Origin of the sequence: Sphingomonas psychrolutea, assembly GCF_014636175.1 — a bacterium.
Classification (GTDB): Bacteria; Pseudomonadota; Alphaproteobacteria; order Sphingomonadales; family Sphingomonadaceae; genus Sphingomonas; species Sphingomonas psychrolutea.
The window spans coordinates 120,344-144,507 of sequence record NZ_BMDW01000004.1 but is presented as its reverse complement, the minus strand read 5'-3'; the positions used below and the strand labels follow the sequence as shown (position 1 = coordinate 144,507).

Here is a 24,164-nt window from a genome sequence, read left to right as displayed (position 1 = left end):
CTCAAATGAAACTCGGTGCGCTGACCGGCGGGAGTGAAACAGCAACCGTGACGGGCTTCGCGATCGACCACCGCAAGGTCGCGCCGGGCGTGGTGTTCGGCGCGTTTCAGGGTGCGGTCGTCAATGGCGAGGACTTCATCCACGCGGCGGTGGCGGGCGGCGCGATCGCGGTCGTCGCGCGCCCCGAAGTGACGGTCGATGGCGCGGTGCACATGGCCGATGCCGTACCGCGCCGTAGATTCGCCGATCTTGCCGCGCGCTTCTTCGCGCCATTCCCGCCGGTAGCGGTGGCGGTGACGGGCACCAACGGCAAGACGTCGACCGTCGAGATGGTACGGCAATTGTGGCGGATGACCGGGTTTCACGCCGCCTCGATCGGGACGCTGGGCGTAACGACCGGCGACGATCGCGTCTCGACCGGGCTGACCACGCCCGATGTCGTGACGTTCCTGTCGAACGTCGCAGGGCTGGCGCGCGAGGGCGTGAGCCATGTCGCGTTCGAAGCATCGAGCCACGGCCTGTCGCAATATCGCACCGAGGGCTTACGCGTCTCGGCGGCGGCGTTCACCAATCTCAGCCGCGATCACCTCGATTATCACGGGACGATGGCAGCGTATCTCGAAGCGAAGCTGCGCTTGTTCAGCGAAGTCGTGGTCGATGATGGCGTTGCCGTGGTGTGGGCGGACGATGTCGTGTCGGCGCGCGTTGCCGAAATCGTTCGCGGGCGGGGGCTGCGCCTGATTTCGGTCGGGACCACGGGCGAGACGCTCAGGCTGGTGTCCCGCGATCCTACCTTGCTTGGGCAGGGGCTGGTGATCGCGGCCGAGGGCAAGACGTATAAGGTGAACTTGCCGCTGATCGGTGCCTATCAGGCGGCGAATGCGCTGACCGCGGCGGGGTTGGTGATCGCGGGCGGTGGCGATATCGCGGCGACGCTGGGCAATTTGGCGCGGTTGCAGCCGGTGCGCGGGCGACTCGAACGCGCGGTGATCGGGCAGAGCGGCGCGCCGGTCTATGTCGATTATGCGCACACGCCCGATGCGCTGCAGGCGGCGATCTCGGCGTTGAAACCGCATGCGGGCGGGCGGCTGATCGTGGTGATTGGCGCCGGCGGCGACCGTGACACGGGCAAAAGGCGCGCGATGGGCGCAGTCGCGGCGGCGATGGCAGACGTCGTGATCGTGACCGACGACAATCCGCGTTCCGAAGACCCGGCGGTCATTCGCGCGATGGTTCTGGAAGGCGCGCCGCACGCAACCGAGATCGGATCGCGGCGCGATGCGATCGGCGCGGCGATCATGCAGGCGGGGCCGCAGGATATCGTGCTGATCGCGGGCAAGGGGCATGAGCAGGGCCAGATCGTCGGCGATCTGGTCTTGCCGTTCGATGATGTCAGCGTGGCGCGGGAGATGGCGGCGTGAGTGGCCCCGTATTCCGTCACCCCGGACTTGATCCGGGGCCCATGCCGCGGCTTGATGCGCTGTTCGAAATCTCTGGTGCTGCGCTCGCGGCACGATGGGCCCCGGATCAAGTCCGGGGTGACGGTTATGTTTTGGGAGGGGGCGAATGACGCCTCTCTGGACCTCAGCCGACATCGCCGCCGCAACCGGCGGCACGGCCTCCTCGGCCTTCAGCGCCACCGGCGTCACCTTCGACTCGCGCGAAGTCGCACCCGGCGACCTGTTCGTCGCGCTGACCGGGGAGGCGACCGACGGGCATCGTTTTCTGACCCAAGCGTTCGATCGCGGCGCGGCGGGGGCGCTGGTGTCGCAGGACTGCGCGCATCCCTCGGTGCGGGTGCACGACACAATGGCCGCTCTGGAAAACCTCGCGCGGGCCGCCCGCGCGCGGACCTCGGCCAAGATCATCGGCGTCACCGGATCGGTCGGCAAGACGGGCACCAAGGAAGCGCTTTTCGCCGCGCTCGACCGTGGCGCACGCGGCGAAGCGCATCGCTCGGTCAAGAGTTACAACAACCATACCGGCGTGCCGCTGAGCCTCGCGCGGATGCCGGCCGATACGCGCTTCGGCGTGTTCGAGATGGGGATGAACCATGCGGGCGAACTTGCGCATCTGACGACGCTGGTGCGGCCGCACGTCGCGATCATCACGACGGTCGCGTCGGTGCATCGCGAATTCTTCGACAGCGAGGAAGCGATTGCGGACGCTAAAGGCGAGATCTTTCAGGGGTTGGAACCCGGCGGCGTTGCGATCGTGCCGTATGACAATATCCACCGCGACCGGCTGATCGCCGCCGCGGCGCCTCATGCCGCGCGCACCGTCACCTTCGGGCTCGAAAAAGGCGCGGACGTACGCGCGATCGAAACGATGCGAACCGCGAGCGGGGGCACGTTCGTTACGGCGCGCGTGGGGACGCGCGAATTGAGCTTCACGATCAGCCAGCCGGGGCTGCACTGGGTGTCGAACTGCCTCGCGCTGCTGGCCGCCGTCGATGCGGTCGGCGGTGATCTGGCACTCGCCGGGCTCGCGCTCGCCGAGCTGGGCGGATTGGCCGGACGCGGGGCGCGCTTTGCGGTGCCGGTCGGGACTGGCGAAGCGCTGATCATCGACGAAAGCTACAATGCCAACCCATCTTCGATGCGCGCGACGCTGGCGGTGCTGGGGGCTGAGCAGGCCAAGCGGAAAGTCGTCGTGCTCGGCGAAATGCGCGAGATGGGTGAGGAAAGCGACGCCTATCATGCGGCGCTGGCCGAGCCGATCCTGGCGGCGGGCGTTCGAGCGGGTATTTTGGTCGGTAAACGGATCGCGCCGCTTGCCAACGCGCTTGAGGGCGAGGGCGATTTCGTCCATGTGCCCGATGCCGCTGCGGCGCGCGTCAGCCTGTCCGCGATGCTGGCACCCGGCGACGCGGTGCTGATCAAGGGATCGAACGGCGTAGGGCTGGCGGCGCTCGTCGCGGCTTTGCAAGGCGGAACACTGTAATGCTTTACCTTCTGGCCGAATATCTGGGTTTTCCCGGGCTTTTGAACCTGATCCGGTATCAAAGCTTCCGCACCGGCGCGGCGGTGGCGACGTCGTTATTCCTGGGGTTGTTGATCGGCCCGCGTTTCATCGGGTGGCTGCGCGTGCGGCAAGGCAAGGGCCAGCCGATCCGCGCCGATGGCCCGCAAACGCACCTCGCCAAGCGCGGCACGCCGACGATGGGCGGGTTGATGATCCTCACCTCGATGGTGTTTTCGATCCTGTTGTGGATGGATTTGTCGAGCCCGTACGTGTGGGCGTGCACTTTCGTGACGCTGGGGTTTGGCGCGATCGGTTTCCTCGACGATTTCGACAAAGTGCGCAAAGCGAGCACGGCGGGCGTATCGAGCCGCTTGCGGCTGATCGGCGAATTCGTGATCGCGGGCATCGCCGCGACGCTGATCGTGCAGCAGAACGGCACGGAACTGTATTTGCCCTTCTACACCGGATCGGTGATCGATCTGGGCTATTTCTACATCGTGTTCGCGGCGTTCACGATCGTGGCGTTCGGCAATGCGGTGAATTTGACCGACGGACTGGATGGCTTGGCGACGATGCCGGTGATTATCGCGAGCGTTGCGTTCATGCTGATCGTCTATCTGGTCGGGCGCGCCGATTATGCGCATTATCTCGGCATCCCGCACGTGCCGCATGCCGGCGACCTGGCGATCTTCTGCGGCGCGATCGTGGGGGCGGGGCTTGCCTTCCTGTGGTTCAACGCGCCGCCGGCCGCCGTGTTCATGGGCGACACCGGCAGCCTTGCGCTCGGCGGGGCGCTCGGCACGATCTCGGTCGTCGCGCATCATGAAATCGTGCTCGGCATCATCGGCGGGCTGTTCGTGGTCGAGGCGATGAGCGTCATCATCCAGGTGTTCTTCTACAAGCGCACCGGCAAGCGCGTCTTCAAGATGGCGCCGATCCACCACCATTTCGAACAGCTCGGCTGGAGCGAGCCGACCGTCGTGATCCGGTTCTGGATCATTGCGTTCGTGCTGGCGCTGGCGGGTCTTTCGACGTTGAAACTGCGGTGATCGTCTCGCCCCTATGGCGCGGCAAACGTTACGCTGTGCTGGGGCTTGCGCGGTCTGGTGCGGCGACCGTGCGCGCGTTTTTGGCGGGTGGGGCGAGTGTGGTGGCGTGGGATGCCAAGAACGAGGCTCGTGACCGTTTGGCTTCCATGTTCCCCGGCGAAGGCCGGGGTCCAGGCGGACAGGTGCGGATTTTTGAGGGGGGCGGCTCCGAAGCCGCTGATGGGTCGCAACTGGACCCCGGCCTTCGCCGGGGAACGTTGGAAGTAGCGAACCTCGAAATGGATGACCTCGCTGAATTCGATGCGCTTGTCGTTTCGCCGGGCGTGCCGCTCAATACCGACCACGTCGCGTCGCTCGCTCGCGCCGAAAGCACCCCGATCATCGGCGATATCGAACTCTTCGCCCAGGCCCGCGCATCGCTGCCGCCGCACAAGGTCGTGGGCGTTACGGGCACCAATGGCAAATCCACCACCGTCTCGCTGATCCACCACATCCTGCAGACCGCAGGGATGCCGTCGCGGCTGGGCGGCAACATTGGCCTGCCGATCCTCGAGCAGGAGCCGTTGCCCGCGGGCGGGGTCTATGTGCTCGAACTGTCGAGCTATCAGATCGACCTGACGCAAACGCTCGATTGCGATGTCGCGGTGTTGCTCAACATCACGCCCGATCATCTCGACCGCTATGACGGGTTCGAGGCCTATGCCGCCGCCAAGGCGCGGCTGTTCGCGATGCAATCGAAGGGCCATGCGGCGATCATCGGGATCGGCGATGCCGCCTCGGCGCAGATCGCACGCAGCTTGTCGGCGCGGGGCGAGGACCTGACCAAGATCGCGCCCGGCGTATGCATGGTGCAGCCGCTCTCGCCGAGCCTGGCCGGGCCGCACAATTTGCAGAATGCGCTCGCGGCGATCAACGTCTGCGAGGCGCTGGGCGTGCCGCATGCGGCGATCGACGCCGGGCTGCTGAGCTTCACCGGCCTGCCGCATCGGATGGAGCGCATTGCCACCAAGCACGGCGTCGCGTTCGTCAACGACAGCAAGGCAACCAACCCCGAATCGACCGCGCCCGCGCTGGCGGCGTTCGATCGGATCCACTGGATCGTGGGCGGACAAGCCAAGAGCGACGATCTCGATTCATGCGCACCGAGCTTCGGTCATATCGTCCGCGCCTATACGATCGGGACATCGGGCGCGATATTTGCGGACATTCTGGGCGGGAAGGTGCCGGTCGAGGAAAGCGGGACGCTGGCCGCCGCCGTCGCCGCCGCCGCCGCGAACGCCCGGGCCGGGGACACCGTCCTGCTGTCGCCCGCGTGCGCCTCGTTCGATCAGTTTCGCGATTTCGAGGATCGCGGCGACCAGTTCCGCACTCTGGTGGAGGCGCTGCCATGAGCGCCCCCGCGCCGAAACTGTGGACGAGCATGAAGGGTCGCGGCGGTCGCGGGGATCGTACCGCGCTGGGCATGTGGTTCTGGGATATCGACCGGGTGCTGCTGCTGCTGACGCTGCTGCTGATCGCGGTCGGGCTGATCGCGGTCGGGGCGGCGTCGCCTGCTGCTGCGACACGCTATTCCGGCGGCAAGCATATCGTGCCGCCGCTCTTTTATTTGTGGTGGCAGTTGATCTGGATCGGCGTGTCGCTGCCGATCCTGCTGGTGGTGTCGATGTTGCCGGTTCCGCTTGCGCGACGCCTCGCATTGTTCGGGACGGTCGTCTGCCTGGTCCTGCTGATGCTGGTGCCGGTGATCGGGGTGGAGAAAAACGGCGCGACGCGCTGGATCAACCTTGGCATTTCGCTGTTGCAGCCCTCCGAGTTCCTCAAGCCCTGCTTCGTCGTGACGGTAGCGTGGCTGCTGTCGATGCGCGCGCAGGACGCGGCGTTGCCGGTGGTGACGATGACCGGCGGGATGACGGCCTTGGTCGCGTTTCTGCTGATGCTGCAGCCCGATTTCGGGCAGACCGTCGTGTTCTGCGCGGTGTGGATGGCGTTGCTGATGATTTCGGGCACGTCGCCCAAGGTGATGGCCGGGCTGATCGCGGCGGTTCCGGCCGGGTTGCTCGCGGCATACATGTTTTACGGGACGGCGCGGGCGCGGATCAACGCCTTCCTGTTTCCCGAGGCCGAGGGGATCGGCGCGGCCGACCATTTCCAGACCAATGCCGCGCACGATACGATCACGGCGGGCGGCTGGCGCGGGACCGGGCCGGGCGGCGGATCGATGAAATTCCGCCTGCCCGAGGGGCAAACTGATTATATTTTCTCGGTGATCGGCGAGGAGTTCGGGCTGATCGCGTGCATGATCATCGCGATGCTGTTCCTGGCGATCGTCGTGCGGGTGTTCGTCAAATTGCTTGACGAGCAGGATGAATTTCGGCTGTTCGCGGCCGCCGGGCTCGCCACGCAATTCGGCGTGCAGGCGTTGATTTCGATGGCGGTCAACACCGGCCTCGCCCCGTCCAAGGGCATGACCTTGCCGTTTATCAGCTATGGCGGATCCTCGCTGATCGCCTTGTCGATCGGCATGGGCTTGCTGCTGGCCTTCACGCGGCGCAATCCGTTCGTTACGCGCTCCAAATACATTGCGCATTCAGGGGCGCATCGGAGCGGCATATGACGGCGAAACATTTCGTATTGGCAGCGGGTGGGACCGGCGGCCACATGGTTCCGGCGGCGGCACTCGCGACCGAACTGATCAAGCGCGGGCATTATGTTGCGCTGGTCAGCGACGAACGCGGCGTGCGCTTTCCCGGCCTGTTCGAGGGGATCCAGACGCACATCCTGCCAGCGGGGCGACTGGGCGGCGGGCCGATCGGTTATGCCAAGGCGGCGTCGGCAATGCTCAAGGGCCGCGCGATGGCGATCCAGCTGTACAAAGGCTTCCGGCCCGATGCGGTGATTGGCTTTGGCGGATATCCCGCCCTTCCGGCTTTGCTCGGTGCGTTTCATCAGGGTATTCCGACGGCGGTGCATGAGCAAAATGCCGTGCTGGGCCGCGTCAACCGGCTGGTTGCGGGCAAGGTGAGCGCGATCGCGACCTCTTATGCCGACGTGCAGCGGCTGTGGCCGAAGCATCGCGGCAAGACGCATCTGGTCGGCAATCCGGTGCGCGATGCGGTGCTGGCGCTGCGCAGCAAGCCCTACCCGCTACTGGAGGAAGACGGCATTTTCCGCGTGCTGGTGACGGGCGGCAGCCAGGGCGCGAGCGTGCTGAGCCAAGTCGTGCCCGATGGCCTGTCGCTGCTGCCGGTCGCGTTCCGGCGGCGGTTGCAAGTGACACATCAGGCGCGGATCGAGGATATCGACGCGTGCCGCGCGAAATATAAGGAGCTCGATATCGCGGCCGATCTCGCGACCTATTTGCCGGACATGCCCGAGCAACTGGCGTGGGCGCATCTGGTGATCGCGCGCGCGGGTGCATCGACGCTGGCGGAACTGACCTGTGCGGGGCGACCGGCGATCCTGGTGCCGTTGCCAAGTGCCACTGACGATCATCAGACCGCAAATGCCAAGGAAATGACCTCGGCCGGGGGCGCGCGGACGATCGACCAGCGCGGCTTCACTCCGGTCGAACTCGCCAAGCAAATGCAGCGGCTGGGGCTCGATCCTGAAGCGCTGCAAAATGCGGCGGGGCGCGCGCGGGCGTGTGGGCGGCCCGATGCGGCGCGCGACTTGGCCGATCTGGTCGAGAGCCTGGGGGATACCGCCGGCGACATGCCGATTGGCAAGCCGCAACCGATCAAGGAAGCTTTCGCATGAGGGGCGTAGCAACCGACATCGGCACGATTCACTTCGTCGGCATTGGCGGGATCGGCATGTCGGGCATCGCCGAGGTGATGAAGAATCTCGGTTATACAGTGCAGGGCTCCGACGTGGCGGAGGGCTATGTCGTCGAGGGGCTGCGCGCCAAGGGCATTCCGGTCGCGATCGGGCATAGCGCGGACAATCTCGGCGATGCGGCGGTGATCGTCACCTCGACCGCGATCAAGCGCGGCAATCCCGAGGTGGAAGCCGCGCTCGAACGGCGGATCCCGGTGGTGCGGCGCGCGGAAATGCTCGCCGAGCTGATGCGGCTGAAGTCGACCGTCGCGGTCGCGGGGACGCATGGCAAGACGACGACGACCTCGATGGTCGCCGCGCTGCTCGATGCCGGCGGGGTCGATCCGACCGTGATCAACGGCGGGATCATCAACAGCTACGGGTCGAACGCGCGGCTCGGCGCGAGCGACTGGATGGTGGTCGAGGCCGACGAGAGCGACGGCAGCTTCCTGCGCTTGGACGGGACGATCGCGGTAGTCACCAACATCGATCCCGAACATCTCGATCATTATGGCTCGTTCGACGCGGTCAAGGATGCGTTCGTCGAGTTCGTTGAGAACGTGCCCTTCTACGGCGCTGCTCTGCTGTGCCTCGATCATCCCGAGGTGCAGAACATTATCCCGCGCGTCCGCGATCGCCGCGTCGTGACTTATGGTTTTTCGGCGCAGTCCGACGTGCGCGGGGTCAACGTTACCCCGATCCCCGGCGGCAATCGCTTCGAAGTGATCGTCCGCCACCGCGACGGGACGAGCCGCTCGATCGAGGGGATCGAGATGCCGATGCCGGGGCGGCACAACGTCCAGAACGCGCTGGCGGCGATCGGCGTGGCGCTGGAACTCGGCATTGACGATGCGACGATCCAGCAGGGCTTTGCCAAATTCGGCGGCGTGAAGCGGCGCTTTACGAAAGTCGGGGAGACCGGTGGCGTGACGATCATCGACGATTACGGGCACCACCCGGTCGAGATCCGCGCGGTGCTGTCGGCGGCGCGCGAGGGCGTCGAGAACCGTGTGATCGCGGTGGTGCAGCCGCATCGCTATTCGCGGCTCGGCGATTTGATGGAGGATTTCCAGGGCGCGTTCAACGATGCCGATATGGTGTTCGTGGCGCCGGTGTATGCCGCGGGCGAAGCGCCGGTCGAGGGCGTCGATGCGGCAGCCTTGGTCGATGGGCTGAAGCGCCGCGGGCATCGCTCGGCGACGACGATTGCTGGTCCCGAGGCGCTCGCCGTGGCGCTGGCGGGCGTGGTGCAGCCGGGCGATATGGTCGTGTGCCTTGGGGCAGGGGATATTACCAAGTGGGCGGCCGGGTTGGCAGCGGGTATTGAGGCGGCACGATGAACCGTGGCGCAACCTCTTCTTCTCCCCTCCCCTTCAGGGGAGGGGCTGGCGGTGGGGCCGTGCCTCAAGCCGAAGGCGCGATCGAGGCACCGCCCCACCCCAACCCCTCCCCTGAAGGGGAGGAGCTTGCGCGTGTCGAAGGCCGCCTCACACCCGGCGGCCCGCTCGCCCCGCTCGTCTGGTTCAAATCGGGCGGCAGCGCGCAGTGGTTGTTCGAACCCAAGGACGTCGCCGACCTCAGCGCCTTCCTCGCCGATCTCGATCCAGCAACTCCGGTGATGCCACTCGGCCTCGGCTCGAACATGATCGTGCGCGATGGCGGTGTCCCCGGCGTGGTGATCCGGCTCGGCAAGCCGTTCGCCAAGGTTGAGGCGACCGATGCGACCACCTTGCGCTGCGGCGGCGGGGCGAGCGGCATTTTGGTGTCCTCGACCGCGCGCGATGCCGGGATCGCTGGCGTCGAATTCCTGCGCTCGATCCCAGGCACGGTCGGCGGGTTCGTGCGGATGAATGGCGGCGCGTATGGGCGTGAGACCAAGGACATTCTGGTCGAGTGCGACGTGGTCCTGCGCTCGGGCGAGCGGCAGACGTTGCCGCTCGAAGCGCTTGGCTACACCTATCGCCATTCCACCTTGCCCGAAGGCTGCGTCGTCGTCGGTGCGACCTTCCGTGGTTCGCCGGGTGAGTCTGCCGCGATCCAGGCCGAAATGGACCGTATCGCCGCCGCGCGCGAGGAATCGCAGCCGCTGCGCTCGAAGACCGGGGGCTCGACCTTCAAGAATCCTGACGGCCACAAGGCCTGGGCGCTGATCGATGCTGCCGGGTGCCGGGGCTTGCGGATCGGTGATGCGCAGGTGAGCGAGAAGCATTGCAATTTCCTGCTCAACTTGGGGAATGCCACGAGCGCCGAGATCGAGGCGCTGGGCGAGGAAGTGCGCACGCGCGTGCTTGCCGCTTCTGGCGTGACGCTGGAATGGGAAATTCAGCGGGTGGGCGAAAATCTCCCTCTCCCCTTCAGGGGAGAGGGTCGGGGAGAGGGGCAGTCATGAGCGCTACGTCACAGACTGCCCCTCTCCCGACCTCGCTGCGCTCGGCCACCAGCGGCGGGTGAACCGTGCCCCGCACGGTTCAGGATCGTCCGGGGGACGATCCCGCCCGGCACTCCCCTGAAGTGGAGAGGGAGAAACTGCACGTCGCGGTCCTGATGGGCGGCTGGTCGGCCGAGCGCGAGGTTTCGTTGTCGTCGGGTGCTGGCGTTGCCGAGGCGTGCGAGAGCCTTGGCTACCGTGTCACGCGGATCGACATGGGGCGGGATGTCGCCGCGAAACTTACCGAAGCGGCACCCGATGTTGTGTTCAACGCGCTGCACGGGACGCCGGGGGAGGATGGGTCGGTGCAGGGCATGCTCGACCTGATGGGGCTGAAATACACCCATTCGGGCCTCGCAACTTCGGTGATCGCGATCGACAAACAGCTCACTAAGCTGCTGCTGGTCCCCGCCGGAATTCCCATGCCCGGCGGGCGGATCGTCAAGTCGGCGAGCCTCTATGCGGGCGACCCGTTGCCACGCCCTTATGTGCTCAAACCGGTCAATGAAGGCTCGTCGGTCGGCGTGGCGATCGTCACGACAGAGGGCAATTACGGCAATCCGATCGCGCGCACCACGCCGGGGCCGTGGGCCGAATTCGAGGAACTGCTCGCCGAACCGTATATCCGCGGGCGGGAACTGACGACGGCGGTGTTGGGCGACGTCGCACTCGGCGTCACCGAGCTCCGGCCCAAGACCGGCTGGTACGATTACCAATCGAAATATACCGACGGGATGACCGAGCATATCTTCCCCGCCGCCATTCCCGATGAGATCACTGCGGCGTGCCAGCGCATTGCGCGCGACGCGCATCGCTTGCTCGGCTGCAAGGGCACGTCGCGTTCGGATTTTCGTTGGGATGACGAAGCCGGACTCGAAGGCCTGTTCCTGCTCGAGGTTAATACCCAGCCGGGCATGACGCCGCTCAGCCTGGTGCCCGAACAAGCGCGGCATTGCGGCATTTCGTACCCGGAACTCGTCCAAAACATCATCGAGGAGGCCCTTCAGTGAGCGCCACGATCAAACGCGGCACCGCGCGCCGCCCGGTCCAGCCGAAACGGCGTGCGCCGCCCAAGGTATCGGCAATCGACCGGATGATCACGGCGCTGCCAGTGAGCGAAACAACGCTGCGGCGGCTCGCGACCTGGTCGATCATGGGCGTGGTTGGCGCGGTTACGCTGGCGACAGCGACAGTCTTCGGCGTTCCGGGGATGGTCGGATCGGCGATCGGCGAGGAGATTGGCCAGGCTGGATTCCGCGTGACCAATATCCAGATCACCGGGCTCAACCGGATGGACCACAATGTCATCTACAAAATCGCGGCGAACCAGCCGTCGATGGCGATGCCGCTGGTAAGCCTGGAGAAAATTCGTCAGGATCTGGTCGCGCACAGCGGCTGGATCGAGGATGCGCATGTCTCGCGACGGTTGCCCGATACGCTGATCGTCCATATCGTCGAGCGCCAGCCGTCGGCGATCTGGCAGAAGGATGGCAAATTGTCGCTGATCGCGGCGAACGGGACGTGGCTGGAGCCGGTCGACCCCGAGGCGATGCCCGATCTGCCGCTTGTGATCGGCGCGCATGCTAACGAACAGGAGCCGGCCTATCGGCAATTGCTCGACGTGGCGCCTGCGCTGCGTGGCCAGGTGAAGGCGGCGACGTGGGTCGGCAATCGGCGCTGGACGCTGACCTTCGAAAGCGGCGAGACGCTGGCCTTGCCGCAAGGGGACGTCGAGGCGAGCAAGGCGTTGATCAAATTTGCGCAGATGGACGGAGTGCGGCCCTTGCTTGGCAAGGGTTGGGTCGGGTTCGACATGCGCGATCCCTCGCGGCTGGTGGCGCGCAAGCCGGGGGTGACGACCAACAAGGCGATTACCGATCCGGCCGCCGATGCGAAACCGGCGGTGATCGAAGCAAAGCAGACCGGCGCGCAGGCGCAAGGGTAACAACCGGGTAACGAAGGTACAGACTATGGCGAACAGGGCACCCGAAGGATTGATCACCGCACTCGACATCGGGTCGTCGAAGGTCTCCGCCATGATCGCGCAAAAGGGCGATGGTGGCGAGCTGATCGTGCTCGGCACCGGCCAGCGCGAGAGCCGTGGTGTCAAACGCGGCTATATCGCCGACGCCGCCGCGACCGAAGTCGCGGTGCGCGAAGCGGTCGAGCAGGCCGAGCGAATTGCGGGCACCAATATCGAGAATGTGTGGGTGAGCTTTTCGGCGGGTGGGCTGGTGTCGGACGTCGCCTCGATCGAGTTCGAGCTGGGCGGGCACCGCGTCGAGCAGTCCGACATCGATGCCTTGCTCCAGGCCGGTCGGGACTCGATCGATCCACAAGGGCGGATGGTGCTGCACGCCCAACCGGCGCTCTACACGCTCGACGGCTTGACCGGGGTGAAGCGGCCCTTGGGACTCCATGCCGACCGGCTCGGCGTGCATATCCATGTCGTTGCCGCCGACGGATCGCCGGTCCGTAACCTCGGGCTGTGCGTGGCGAACGCGCATCTCGAAGTGAAGGCGATCATCGCGTCGCCCGTCGCGACCGGCATGGCGTGTTTGAGCGATGAGGAGCGCGAGCTCGGCGTTGCGCTGGTCGAACTGGGGGCGGGGATCACCAACGTCTCGCTGTTCGCCGGCGGGATGCTGGTCGGTTTGCTGTCGATCCCGATCGGCGCGCAGGATATTACCGACGACATCGCGTCGGCCTTCGGTACGCGTCGCGCGCAGGCCGAGCGGATGAAGTGCGTCCATGGCTCCGCCAACGCATCGCCACGCGACAATCACGAAATGATCGACGTTGCGCCAATCTCGACCGAGGATGATGCGAACGATGGTACGCGCATTACCAAGGCGCAGTTGATCGCGGTGATCCGCCAGCGGCTCGACCATTTGATCGGCGAAGTTGGCAAGGCGCTGGCCGAGCTGAAGTTTGAGGGACCGGTCGGGCGGCAAGTGGTGCTGACCGGCGGCGGCGCAGAGCTGAAGGGCATCGCCGATTATGCGCAGCAGGCGCTGGGGCGGTCGGTGCGGATCGGTCGTCCGCGCGGGCTGACCGGCATGCCCGAGGCGCATGCGACACCCGCTTTCACGACGCTTGCCGGGCTGGCTTTCTATGCCGCAGCCGACCCGGTCGACCTGCGCGCGCTGTCAAGCAAGCAGCAATTGGTGCACCGGCCGAAGGGTTTTGCGCTGTTTCGCCGTTTGATCGCGGCCGCCAGAGCAAATTATTAAAGAATTACGACAGGAATTGATTGTTGGCGCTGGAACGTCCGCTACCGATGGTGCAGAACAGCGTTACGTACATGTTAAGCGCCGGGGTATGGGGGCGCAATTGGAGACCGGATATGAGCATCGAATTTCTGCCGCCTGAAGTCGATGAACTGACGCCGCGGATCGCCGTGATCGGTGTGGGCGGCGCGGGCGGCAACGCCATCGCCAACATGATGCGCGCCGATGTGCAGGGCGTCGACTTTCTGGTCGCCAACACCGATTCGCAAGCGCTGAAGCAATCGACCGCTGGCCACAAGATCCAGCTCGGTGCGAAGATCACGCAAGGCCTCGGCGCGGGCAGCCGTCCCGAAATCGGTCGTGCGGCGGCCGAAGAAACGATCGAGCAAGTCACCAAGATGCTCGAAGGCGCGCACATGTGCTTTATCGCAGCCGGCATGGGCGGCGGCACCGGTACGGGGGCAGCACCGGTCATCGCCAAGGCGGCGCGCGACATGGGCATTTTGACGGTCGGCGTCGTGACCAAGCCGTTCGCGTTCGAGGGCAACCGTCGTGCGAAGGCGGCCGATGCGGGCATCGAAGAACTGCAAAAATATGTCGATACGCTGATCGTCATCCCCAACCAGAATCTCTTCCTCGTGGCCAATGCGAACACGACCTTCAAGGAAGCGTTCCAGATGGCGGACGAAGTCCTGCAGCAGGGCGTGCGCGGCATTACCGATTTGATGGTGATGCCCGGCCTGATCAACCTCGACTTTGCCGACGTCCGTTCCGTTATGCAGGAAATGGGCAAGGCGATGATGGGCACCGGCGAAGCATCGGGTGACAATCGCGCGATCGAGGCGGCGTCCAAGGCGATCGCCAACCCACTGCTCGACGGCGTCAGCATGAAGGGTGCCAAGGGCGTGATCGTGTCGATCACCGGTGGCGACGACATGCGCCTGCTCGAAGTCGACGAAGCCGCGAACCATATCCGTGAGCTGGTCGATGAAGATGCCAACATCATTTGGGGTTCGGCGTTCAACCCCGATCTTGAAGGCAAGATCCGCGTCTCGGTCGTCGCGACCGGGATCGAGGCAGAGAGCCGCCCGGTTGCCGCCGCGGCACCCGCATCGCGGGCGTTCAGCTTCGCCGCGCCGAAAAAGACCGAGGAAGCTGCCCCCGTGGTGATCGAAGCCACACCCGAACCCGTCGAGATCGCGGAGCCGGTAGCGGCAGTCGAGCCAGTTTCGGCCGATTCCGACGAACTGGTGCTCGGGAGCGAAGCCGCAATGGCTGAGCCTGCCGCCCCTGCCGCGGCGGAAGAGATTGCCGCGCTGCCTGCGCCCGCTGCCGACGATACGCCGAGCGAAGCGCCGACGCGTCGTCGCTGGCTGTCGCCCGGCGCTGCCCCGCTTGCCGAACAGGCAGCCGAGGCTCCAGTTGAGCCGGCGGCGCCCGCGCCCCGCGTCAAGCTTGGCGGAACCTTGTTCGAGCGGATGTCGAGCGTGTCGCGCGGTGCGGCACGCGACGAGGATCCGGCGCCCGACAAGGACCCGCTCGATATCCCGCGCTTCCTGCATCGTCAGAATAACCAATAAGCGGCGGTTCGGGCGGCGCGCCGGTGTTTCCGGGGCGCCGCTTGCCGTCGATGTGCGTCGTTTTGGCGCAGTCCAGCCGCGCGCGATATTGCCGGTTGCACCGCGAACGCGTCTAGGAAGCAGGATGCGTACTTTCCGTCTCGCCGGTTCGATCCTTGCGCTGTCCCTTGGCGGCGCGGCGGCGCACGGGCAAACGCCCGATCAAGCGGCACCGTCGCCCTATGGCGTCGTGGTCACCGTTCAGCCTTTGTCCGATGCCGATTTGCTGGCGAGCGAACTGCGCCTGCTGGCGGCCGATCCGCACAATGTACAGGCGTTGGTGCGTGCGGGCGAACTCGCGCTGAAGCTCGACGATGACACCGCTGCGGCGGCATTCTTCGCGCGCGCCGACCGAATCGATCCGCGCAATGCCAGGGTTAAGGCGGGCGAGGGCAGTCTGCTCGTCACGGCGGAGCGGCCCGGCGACGCTTTGCGGCATTTCGCCGAAGCCGAAACCCTGGGCGGCGATCCGCGCAGTTTCGCGGCCGACCGTGGCTTGGCCTACGATCTGGTCGGGGAGCAGGAGCGGGCGCAGCGCGATTACCGGCTGGCGCTGACGGCCGGCCCCAACGACGAAACGCAGCGGCGCTACGCGCTGTCGCTCGGCATTTCGGGCAAACGCGAGCTGGCGCTGGCGCAGATCGACCCGTTGCTCCGGCGCAGCGACCGCGGGGCATGGCGCACGCGCGCCTTTATCCTCGCGATGGGCGGCGACAAGGCCGGTGCCGAGAAGATCGCCACGAGCATGATGCCCACTGGCATGGCGGGAGGTCTGCAACCCTTTTTCGAGATCCTGCCGACGCTGCGTCCCGCCGACCGCGCCTTTGCGGTGCATTTCGGCGAAGTCCGCGTGACGGCGGAGCGGATCGCGGATGCGCGGCTGGTCCCGCCGCTTGCGGCGCTGGGACCCGATCCGGCCGCGCCGCTCGTCGTCGCGGCGGTACCGCGCCCGCTGGCGGTGGTCGACGCGCGCGAGGAACGACGCCGCGCGAAAGCGGCGCGAAAAGCGAGTCGGTCGGGCGGGCGTGCACAAATCGCCGCGCTCACCACGCCGCCGCCGCAACCCTTGCCTGCGCCGCCCGCGTATAGCGGGCAACCGGTGATGGCTGCGCCGGTGGTATTGGCGTCGAACGTCGTTCGCGTGCCGCCCGTCGCCGCGCCGGCGCCACAGCCGCCAAGCGCTCCGGTCGCGACGTTCGACCAGCGTGCCGCTCCGGTTGCCCGCGCGGAGGCCGCTGCCAAACCTTCGGTCGCGGTCGCGCGGACAACGCCGGCGATCGCCGTACCGCAGACCATCGTGCCGAAGGCCGCGACCGTGCCGCCTCAACAGCCCCTTACCGGGGTGCCTCTCCCCACCACCGCTTCCCCCGCACCCGCACCCGCGCCTGCGCCACCGTCACCGGCGGTTGCTGTGAGCCCGCCGTCACCGACCCCGGTGCGCAGCGAAGAATCGATCCTGGCGGCGATCATCGCCGACATCACGGTGCCCGGGACCGAGCAGGCCGCCCAGCCAGCAACCGTCGAACCGTCCGTCCCGCCGCCGGTCAAGCGTGTTGCCGCAAAGCCTGCCCTTCCGGAAAAGCTGCCGGTCGATCAGGTCGCGCTTGATAAAAAGGCCGGCGACAAGAAGGTGGCCGACAAGAAGATCGCGGCGGACAGGAAGGCAGCAGCCGACAAAAAGGCGACCGAGACCAAAAAGCTCGCTGACGCCAAGAAGGCGGCCGAGGAGAAGAAGAAAAAGGACCCGAAGGTCCTCGAACCGTCGCGCGTGTGGGTGCAAGTCGCGGGCGGCGCGTACGAGAAGGATCTGCCCAAGCAATGGACGAAAGTCCGCGCGAAATCCAAGGCGTTCGGCAGCAAAGGCGGCTGGACAACGCCGCTGCGCGCGACCAATCGCATCCTGACCGGACCGTTCAAGAGCGACGAGGACGCGCAAAGCTTCGTCAATACGATTGCCAAGGACGGGCTTTCAGGCTTCGTCTTTGTCAGCGATGCAGGGCAGAAGATTACCAAATTGGCGGGCAAGTGACGGGACCAGCACGACAATGACGACGCTTGCGCCCTGGGCATCGCACCCGGAGCGTTCACGCGGTCGGCTTCACGAAGAACAAAAGGGGAGCGAGTTCGATGCTGCGCGCGGCCCGCGCGATGCCTTTCAGCGCGACCGTGACCGCATTATCCACTCGATCAGCTTTCGTCGCCTGCGCCACAAGACACAGGTGTTCATGGCCCCCGATGGCGACCATTTCCGCGTCCGCCTGACGCACAGCCTCGAGGTGGCGCAAATCGCGCGCACCGTCGCGCGCGCGCTCGGCCTGAACGAAGATCTGACCGAGGCGCTCGCGCTCGCGCACGATATCGGCCATCCGCCCTTTGGCCATGCCGGGGAGGATGCGCTGCAAGCGGCGCTGGTCGGGCAGGGCGGGTTCGATCACAACGGCAACACGCTGCGCGCGCTGATGACGATCGACAGCCCGTATCCGCGCTGGAACGGGCTCAATTTGACGTGGGAAACGCTTGAAGGTCTGGCCAAGCATAACGGCCCGATTGTCGCGCCCGGTTGGGCGCTGGCAGAATGCGACGCGGCGTTCGCGCTCGACCTGATGCAATGGTCGAGCCTGGAGGCGCAAGTCGCCGCGATCGCCGACGATATCGCCTATGACAATCATGACATCGATGATGGCTTGCGCGCTGGGTTGCTGACGCTTGAGCAGTTGCTTGAGGTGCCCGTCATCGCGCGCGGATGGGACGCGGTGCGCGCGCGCTTTCCCGATGTCGCCCCGGCGCGGTTGGTGAGTGAGCTGGTCCGTTCGCAAATCGGCGCGATGGTGCGCGATTTGCTGACCGAGACGCAAGCCCGCCTCGCCGGGATTGGGGATCTTGCCGACGTACGCGCCGCCGGGCGATGCCTGGTCGGTTTCTCGCCCGAAATGCGCGAGGATGAGCGCGTGCTGAAGCGCTTTATGTACGCCAATCTCTATCACCATCCGCGGCAATTGGCGTCTGCGCGCGCGGCGGAAGGGATCGTGGCGGGGCTGTTCGCCGCCTATACGGCCGACCCCGCGCTGATGCCGGGCGATTGGCCCGAGCGGTTACCTGCGGAGGAGCCGTGGCGCAGCCGCCACATCGCCGACTTCATCGCCGGCATGACCGATCGCTATGCGGTCGCGCGCTATCGTGAGGCGGTCGGTCCGATCGATTTGCCTGAGGGATTTTAGCGCGCCGGGTTTGGCACAGTCTTGCGACACATCGGGTCCATAACGTGCCGGGCGCGCGTTGTAGGCGCGCAGGCAAGGACCGCGTCGATGAGTAAAGCCAGTATCGCCCTCAATCGCTTCGGACTCGGCGCGCGCGCCGATCAGCCAGTGCCGTCCGATCCCGTCGCCTGGCTGACCGGGCAATTCGCCAGATACGATCCCAAACCCGACGTGATTGCGAATGCGCCGACCAGCGCCGGGGTGTCAGCCGAACTCGCCGATTATTTCCGGCAGCAACGCGCGCTGCGCGCGCAGGCCGGCGCGCGTCCGGGGCCGCCCGCGACCGCAATGGCCGATGCGCCCCCCGGGATGCCGTCATCCCCGGCAATGACGGCATCAGTCGCGCCCGCGCAAAACGATGCCATCAAACAAGCCCGCCAGTTCGCGCAGCGCAGCGGGCGGGGCGATTACGCCGGCGCGGTTGGCGCACGCGCGACCAATGCGCTGATCACCGACACACCGTTCGTCGAGCGGCTGGTGCATTTCTGGGCCAATCATTTCGCGGTGTCGGCCGACAAACTGCAAGTGATCGGCCTGTCGGGCACAATGGAATTCGAGGCGATCCGCCCGCACGTGCTGGGCCGCTTCGGCGACATGCTGACCGCGGTCGAGCAGCATCCGGCGATGCTGCTCTATCTCGACCAAGCGGTGTCGGTCGGGCCGAATTCGCCGCTGGGATCGCGGATCGCGCTGCGCGGCAATCGCAAGGTCGGGCTGAACGAGAATCTCGCGCGCGAAATCCTCGAACTCCACACGCTTGGCGTGCGCACCGGCTATAGTCAGGCCGACGTCACCGAATTCGCGCGCGCGATGACGGGCTGGACGGTGGCAGGGATCGGGCAGGGACCGGGCGCGCGCGCCGCCGGAACCGACGGCCTGCCCGGCGATTTCGTGTTCGCGGCCCCGTTGCACGAACCGGGCGACCGGATGGTCATGGGAAAGCGCTATCCGGCGGGCGGCGTTGAACAGGCGCAGGCAGTGCTCAACGACGTGGCGATCGCGCCCGCGACCGCGACGCATATCGCAACCAAGCTCGCGCGGCATTTTGCGGGGGACACGCCGCCGCCGGCGATGGTGGCGCGGTTGCAAGGGGCGTTTCTGGCCTCGGGCGGCGATTTGCCGACGGTATATCGCGCGCTGATCGCGTCGCCCGAGGCGTGGGTCGAGCAGCCGCTGAAATTCAAGACGCCGTGGGAATGGACGATCTCGGCAATGCGCGGGCTGAACGTCAAGACCGCCGATCCGCTGGTGATGGTCGGCCTGCTTACACAGCTCGGTCAGCCAGTGTGGCGACCCGGACAGCCGGTTGGCTATGATGACATCGCCGCGAGCTGGGCCGGGCCCGATGCCGTGCTGCGCCGGGTTGAGGCGGCGGAGCGCTTTGCCAGTCGCGCGGCCAATGTCGATGCGCGCGCGCTCGCGCCGAAACTGCTGCCGGGCGCGGTCAGCCCTGCCACCACCAATGCGCTCGCCAATTGCGAGAGTCCGGCGCAGGGCCTCGCCTTGCTGCTGGTCGCGCCTGAATTCATGCGGAGATAGGCAAATGTACGATCGTCGCTCTTTCATCGGTTCTGGTGCCGCCGGCGCGCTGGCCCTCGCGCTCGCCCCACGCATGGCCTTTGCCAAAGCCGAGACCGACAAGCGCTTCGTCTTCATCATCCAACGCGGCGCCGCCGACGGGATGGGGATCGTGGCCCCGGTCGGCGATCCGGCGTTTGCCGCTGCGCGCGGTGATCTCGCGACCGATTTCGCGGGGGCGGCCCGGCTTGATGGCATGTTTGCGCTGCACCCGGCGATGACGACGCTCAACGGCCTGTACGGCCAACGCCAAGCGCTGTTCGCGCACGCCGTCGCCTCGCCGTACCGCGACCGCTCGCATTTCGACGGGCAGAACGTGCTCGAAAGTGGCGGGACCAGCGCGTATCAGGAGAAAGACGGCTGGCTCAACCGCTTGCTCGGCGTGCTGCCGCCGACTCAGGCCAAGGCGATCGCCGTATCGGCCACGGTGCCGCTTGCGCTGCGCGGGAAGTATGACGTGTCCTCCTATGCGCCATCGAACTTGCCGCAAGCCTCGGACGACCTGCTGCAACGCGTGGCGATGCTCTATCAGGGCGACAGCCAGCTCCATGCCTTGTGGAGTGAGGCGATGGGCACGCGCGCGCTGACCGGCGATTTGGCGGCAGGCGGGGGCGCGAATGCGGCGGCGACCGGTGCACTGGCGGCGAAGCTGATGGTACCCGCCAATGGCGCACGGATCGCAATGATCGAGACCGGCGGGTGGGACACGCACACCCAGCAACGCCAGCGTCTGGGGGTGCAGTTGAAAGGCCTCGATGCGATGATCGGCGCGTTGCAGGCGGGGCTTGACCCGCTGTGGAGCGACACGATGGTGCTGGTCGCGACCGAATTCGGGCGAACGGTTGCGGTCAACGGCACTGGCGGGACCGATCACGGTACCGGCAGTTCGGCGATGCTGCTCGGCGGCGCGGTGCGCGGTGGGCGGGTGCTGGCCGATTGGCCGGGGCTGGCGCCGGCGGCGTTGTTCGAGGGCCGCGATCTGCGCCCTACCATGCAGCTCGACGCGTTCATCGGCGGCGCGGTGGCGGGGCATTTTGGGGTGGAACCCGCGCGCGCGATGGCCGCATTGTTCCCGGCGAGCCGGGGAACGACGGCGGTTTCGGGGCTGGTGTAGGCGCTATTTGATTCGGGCCGGGGGCTTCTTGCCCATTTCGATCAGCAAACGCGTCAGGAGATACAGGCGCGGGGTGAGCGTCTGCAGGTCGAGATATTCGTCTTCGGTATGCGAGCCGGCGCCGACCGGCCCCAAACCGTCGAGCGCGGGCACGCCCTTTGCGTGCGCGAGCGCCGATTCGGACGCGCCGCCATTGCCGCCGCCAAGCGTGACGCCGCCGATGCGCGCGTAAATCTTGGTTGCCGTCTCCGCCAGCGCCTCGGTCGCGGGGTTGATCGGCAGCGGTGGGAAGGCGACTTCGCGCGTCACGGTCACCTTCGTATCGGGGATGATCGTATTCGTCGCGTTGCGGCGGAACAGCGCCTCGGTTTCATCGGCTTGGCGGCTCTCGCGCACGCGCACGCTGAACGTCGCTGAGGCATCCTCTGGGATGATGTTGTTGCGCGATCCGGCGCTCATCAGCGTCAGGTTCGAGGTCAGGCCATCGCCTTTGTTGGGCAGCGTGCTGGCGAGGTCGATCTGGTGGATCAGCTCGACTGCCGCGTTGCGGCCCATTTGCGGGGCAACCCCAGCGTGCGACGGGCGGCCCTTCACGTCGATGCGGAAGACGTTGCTGCCCTTGCGCCATACGGTGAGCAGATCGGGCACGTCGCCGGGCTCCAGATTGAGCTCGACATCGGCGTCGACCAGCAACCGATCGATCAGCGCGCGCGTGCCGGGCGAGCCGCGTTCCTCCGAGGTTTCGATCAGGAAGGTGATTGGCGCGAAATCGGTCTGCTTGAGGGTTTTCAGCAAGCGCAGCGCCATGATTCCCTCGACCACGCCGCCCTTCTCGTCGATCACGCCGGGGCCGTAGGCGCGGCTGCCGTCGATCCGGAACGGGCGCTTGGCGACGGTGCCGGGTCCGAACACCGTGTCGGTATGCGCGATCATCAGGATGCGGCCACCCTTGCCGACGGTGCCGGTGCCTTTGAGGGTCGCGACGACATTGTCGGGCAGTGTCGGGAGTTCGGCCGGAAGCAGGTCTACGCTCATGCCGAGCGCGCGCAGTTCGGTGGCGACGAGTTCGGACGCCTTCTGCCCGCCGACCTTGTCGCCGGTGCCGGAGTCGATGTTCACGAGCGTCTTGAGCAGCTTGAGCTGATCGGCGCGCGCAGCTTGTGCTGCCTTCAGCACCGGATCGGCGGGGGCAGCGAGCGCTGGGGCGGCGGCGAGTGCGACAAACGGCAAGAAAAAGGTCATTCGGCGCATCGGTGATCTCCAGGCAAGCGGTCGTCGGCAATCGCGCGGAGCCACCGCGATCTGTCAAGCCCGGAGCGCGGCTGTGCGAGGCGGCGTTCCGCACTATGGTTCGGATCGGACGGCGAGGGATGGCGTGTGCACATTGGATTGATCGGCGGCATTGGGCCTGCGGCGCAGGATTATTACACGCGATGCCTGATTGCGCTGTTTGCGGAGGCGGGAGCGCTGCTCGATATGACGACGGCGCATGCCGACACGCCGACCTTACTCACTAATCTCGCCGCAGATCGCCGAGTGGCGCAGGCCGAGATTTTCGCTGGATTGACCGACCGATTGACGCGCGCGGGGGCGGGGTGTGTTGCGGTTACGTCGATTGCCGGGCATTTTTGCCGCCACGACTTTGCCGCGCGATCCTCGCTCCCGGTGGTCGACATGATCGGTGCAGTTGCGACGACAGTGTCTGCGCTGGGGTTTGCGCGGATCGGAATCCTCGGCACGCGGACGGTGATGAAGTCGCGTTTCTATGGCGGGATAACGAACGCTGAGGTGGTCGCGCCACCCGAAGCGGAGCTCGGCGAAGTCCATTCGGCCTATGCCGCGATGGCGACGGCCGGCGCAATCACCGCCGAGCAGCACAGCGTGTTCGAGCGCGCCGCGCTAGCGATGATCGACAAAGGGGCCAGCGCGATCCTGCTCGGCGGGACCGACCTGGCGCTTGCCTTCGACGCGGCGACCAGCGCTTTCCCCGTGATCGATTGCGCCGCAATTCATGCCCGCGTGATTGCCCGGCATGCGTTGGGCGATCATTCAAGCCGCATCTGACCCCTCGTTTGCGTGGGCGCCACGCACACATTCGCCGCGGCCTGCGCGCGCTTTACCCTTCGAAGTCGACACGATTCGCTAAACGGAACGCTATCCGCGAAGCGCTTCCTTGTAACTATCGCGGCGACGGGCCGGGGGGCAAAGCAGGCAAGCCTGCTGACGACGTATTGACCCATCCTACGCTCGAAATCGGGCCCACCGAGGGCGGCGCATCAAACCGATCTAGAAAATTGATTCTGAGATTTTGCAGGCGGACACGCTGCACGGACCAAGATTTGACGGCATCACCGCTGCTATTTTTGGCTGGCTGAAACGCAGCACGGCTTGCAACTGCCGTACAGGTCGCACGATCGATCTTGCTCGACCCCGAACTGCCGACCACGCGGCAATCGGCGATACGCCCTTCCGAGTCGACCGCCAGCAACAAGGTCATGACGTTTAGCGTGCCGTCATAACCGGGGTCTGCCGGACGCTCCCAATATTCGAGCCCCAGTTTCCCGGTTGCCGCGATCGCGACCTGCGCCACCGAAGCGTCGTCGATTCCCCACGTCTGTCGCAGGCTGGCACGGCATGTGTCGGCTGCCTTCACCGCGTCGGCAAGGCCATCCGACGCTAATGTTACAAGCTGTCCATCCTTGGACTCCAAGGTGATCGGAGAATCTGATGTCATGGCAGCGAGCTTCGCCGCTGGGAGAAGAACACGCGTCACGCGCGCGTTTCTCTGGCCCACCGCGACTTGGGAAAGCGCAACAGCGGCCTCACCGGTGGCGACATCAGGGGAGATCGCCACCGTCGTGCGGGCATCGCCCGATCCAAACTGACGCGCCATAACGCAGCGCGAGTCGATCGTCGTAACCCGCCACTGGCCGGCTGGGTTCAGCACATCGTGTTGTGCAATATTGGGGGCAGCCAGCAGGCTGATGATTGCTGTCGAGAAGGCGATTCCCGTCACTAGACCTCTCCGATCGAAGACCTCGTGCAATATTGTCATTGATTATGAAGGACTGTGCCGTTCATTGCAACTGCCGCGATTTGAGTGTTCGGC

The 24,164-nt window shown here is 66.1% G+C and carries 19 protein-coding genes; 17 read left to right on the top strand and 2 right to left on the bottom strand.

The window, feature by feature from the left end:
* The first annotated feature begins 5 nt into the window (after positions 1-5).
* The 16 genes from IEV62_RS04910 to IEV62_RS04835 all read left to right on the top strand — a co-directional run bounded on the left by IEV62_RS04910 (position 6) and on the right by IEV62_RS04835 (position 21,055).
* A complete protein-coding gene (locus tag IEV62_RS04910) occupies positions 6-1,421 on the top strand; it encodes a UDP-N-acetylmuramoyl-L-alanyl-D-glutamate--2,6-diaminopimelate ligase (protein ID WP_188445746.1) in 1,416 nt (471 codons plus the stop codon).
* Positions 1,422-1,566: 145 nt separating this feature from the next.
* On the top strand, positions 1,567-2,943 hold the full coding sequence (locus tag IEV62_RS04905) for a UDP-N-acetylmuramoyl-tripeptide--D-alanyl-D-alanine ligase (protein ID WP_188445745.1): 1,377 nt from the start codon (positions 1,567-1,569) through the stop codon (positions 2,941-2,943).
* Positions 2,943-4,013, top strand: coding sequence for a phospho-N-acetylmuramoyl-pentapeptide-transferase (mraY, locus tag IEV62_RS04900; protein WP_188445744.1), 1,071 nt, complete (start codon positions 2,943-2,945; stop codon positions 4,011-4,013). The genes IEV62_RS04905 and mraY overlap by 1 nt, the downstream gene beginning before the upstream one ends.
* The gene (murD, locus tag IEV62_RS04895) at positions 4,010-5,404 is read left to right on the top strand and encodes a UDP-N-acetylmuramoyl-L-alanine--D-glutamate ligase (protein WP_229732821.1); all 1,395 of its coding nucleotides are present in this window, start codon (positions 4,010-4,012) and stop codon (positions 5,402-5,404) included. Before mraY ends, murD begins: the two co-directional genes overlap by 4 nt.
* On the top strand, positions 5,401-6,627 hold the full coding sequence (locus IEV62_RS04890; RefSeq protein ID WP_229732820.1) for an FtsW/RodA/SpoVE family cell cycle protein: 1,227 nt from the start codon (positions 5,401-5,403) through the stop codon (positions 6,625-6,627). Before murD ends, IEV62_RS04890 begins: the two co-directional genes overlap by 4 nt.
* Complete coding sequence (gene murG / locus IEV62_RS04885) at positions 6,624-7,769, top strand: undecaprenyldiphospho-muramoylpentapeptide beta-N-acetylglucosaminyltransferase (RefSeq protein ID WP_188445743.1); 1,146 nt, start codon at positions 6,624-6,626, stop codon at positions 7,767-7,769. The genes IEV62_RS04890 and murG overlap by 4 nt, the downstream gene beginning before the upstream one ends.
* A complete protein-coding gene (murC, locus tag IEV62_RS04880) occupies positions 7,766-9,169 on the top strand; it encodes a UDP-N-acetylmuramate--L-alanine ligase (RefSeq protein WP_188445742.1) in 1,404 nt (467 codons plus the stop codon). Before murG ends, murC begins: the two co-directional genes overlap by 4 nt.
* Positions 9,170-9,228: 59 nt before the next feature.
* On the top strand, positions 9,229-10,218 hold the full coding sequence (murB, locus tag IEV62_RS04875; protein ID WP_373868544.1) for a UDP-N-acetylmuramate dehydrogenase: 990 nt from the start codon (positions 9,229-9,231) through the stop codon (positions 10,216-10,218).
* A gap of 137 nt (positions 10,219-10,355) precedes the next feature.
* On the top strand, positions 10,356-11,267 hold the full coding sequence (locus IEV62_RS04870; RefSeq protein WP_188445809.1) for a D-alanine--D-alanine ligase: 912 nt from the start codon (positions 10,356-10,358) through the stop codon (positions 11,265-11,267).
* The gene (locus IEV62_RS04865; RefSeq protein ID WP_188445740.1) at positions 11,264-12,202 is read left to right on the top strand and encodes a cell division protein FtsQ/DivIB; all 939 of its coding nucleotides are present in this window, start codon (positions 11,264-11,266) and stop codon (positions 12,200-12,202) included. Before IEV62_RS04870 ends, IEV62_RS04865 begins: the two co-directional genes overlap by 4 nt.
* A gap of 25 nt (positions 12,203-12,227) precedes the next feature.
* Positions 12,228-13,490 (top strand): cell division protein FtsA, encoded by a 1,263-nt coding sequence (gene ftsA, locus IEV62_RS04860; RefSeq protein WP_188445739.1) that lies wholly within the window; start codon positions 12,228-12,230, stop codon positions 13,488-13,490.
* Positions 13,491-13,603: 113 nt separating this feature from the next.
* Positions 13,604-15,067, top strand: coding sequence for a cell division protein FtsZ (ftsZ, locus tag IEV62_RS04855; protein WP_188445738.1), 1,464 nt, complete (start codon positions 13,604-13,606; stop codon positions 15,065-15,067).
* A gap of 124 nt (positions 15,068-15,191) precedes the next feature.
* Positions 15,192-17,135 (top strand): SPOR domain-containing protein, encoded by a 1,944-nt coding sequence (locus IEV62_RS04850; RefSeq protein ID WP_188445737.1) that lies wholly within the window; start codon positions 15,192-15,194, stop codon positions 17,133-17,135.
* A gap of 16 nt (positions 17,136-17,151) precedes the next feature.
* Complete coding sequence (locus IEV62_RS04845) at positions 17,152-18,324, top strand: deoxyguanosinetriphosphate triphosphohydrolase (protein ID WP_188445736.1); 1,173 nt, start codon at positions 17,152-17,154, stop codon at positions 18,322-18,324.
* Between the two features lie 87 nt (positions 18,325-18,411).
* Entirely contained in the window at positions 18,412-19,902 is a 1,491-nt protein-coding gene (locus tag IEV62_RS04840; protein ID WP_188445735.1) for a DUF1800 domain-containing protein, read from the top strand.
* 4 nt (positions 19,903-19,906) lie between these two features.
* Positions 19,907-21,055 (top strand): DUF1501 domain-containing protein, encoded by a 1,149-nt coding sequence (locus tag IEV62_RS04835; protein WP_188445734.1) that lies wholly within the window; start codon positions 19,907-19,909, stop codon positions 21,053-21,055.
* 3 nt (positions 21,056-21,058) lie between these two features.
* Here the strand turns inward: IEV62_RS04835 and IEV62_RS04830 are convergent, their stop codons facing one another.
* Positions 21,059-22,297, bottom strand: a complete 1,239-nt coding sequence (locus tag IEV62_RS04830; RefSeq protein WP_188445733.1) for a glutamate carboxypeptidase — start codon at positions 22,295-22,297, stop codon at positions 21,059-21,061.
* Positions 22,298-22,432: 135 nt separating this feature from the next.
* On the opposite strand from IEV62_RS04830, the gene IEV62_RS04825 reads away from it, so the two are divergent.
* Entirely contained in the window at positions 22,433-23,119 is a 687-nt protein-coding gene (locus tag IEV62_RS04825) for an aspartate/glutamate racemase family protein (RefSeq protein WP_188445732.1), read from the top strand.
* 115 nt (positions 23,120-23,234) lie between these two features.
* Here the strand turns inward: IEV62_RS04825 and IEV62_RS04820 are convergent, their stop codons facing one another.
* Positions 23,235-24,071, bottom strand: coding sequence for a TonB family protein (locus tag IEV62_RS04820; RefSeq protein ID WP_188445731.1), 837 nt, complete (start codon positions 24,069-24,071; stop codon positions 23,235-23,237).
* Positions 24,072-24,164 lie beyond the last annotated feature (93 nt).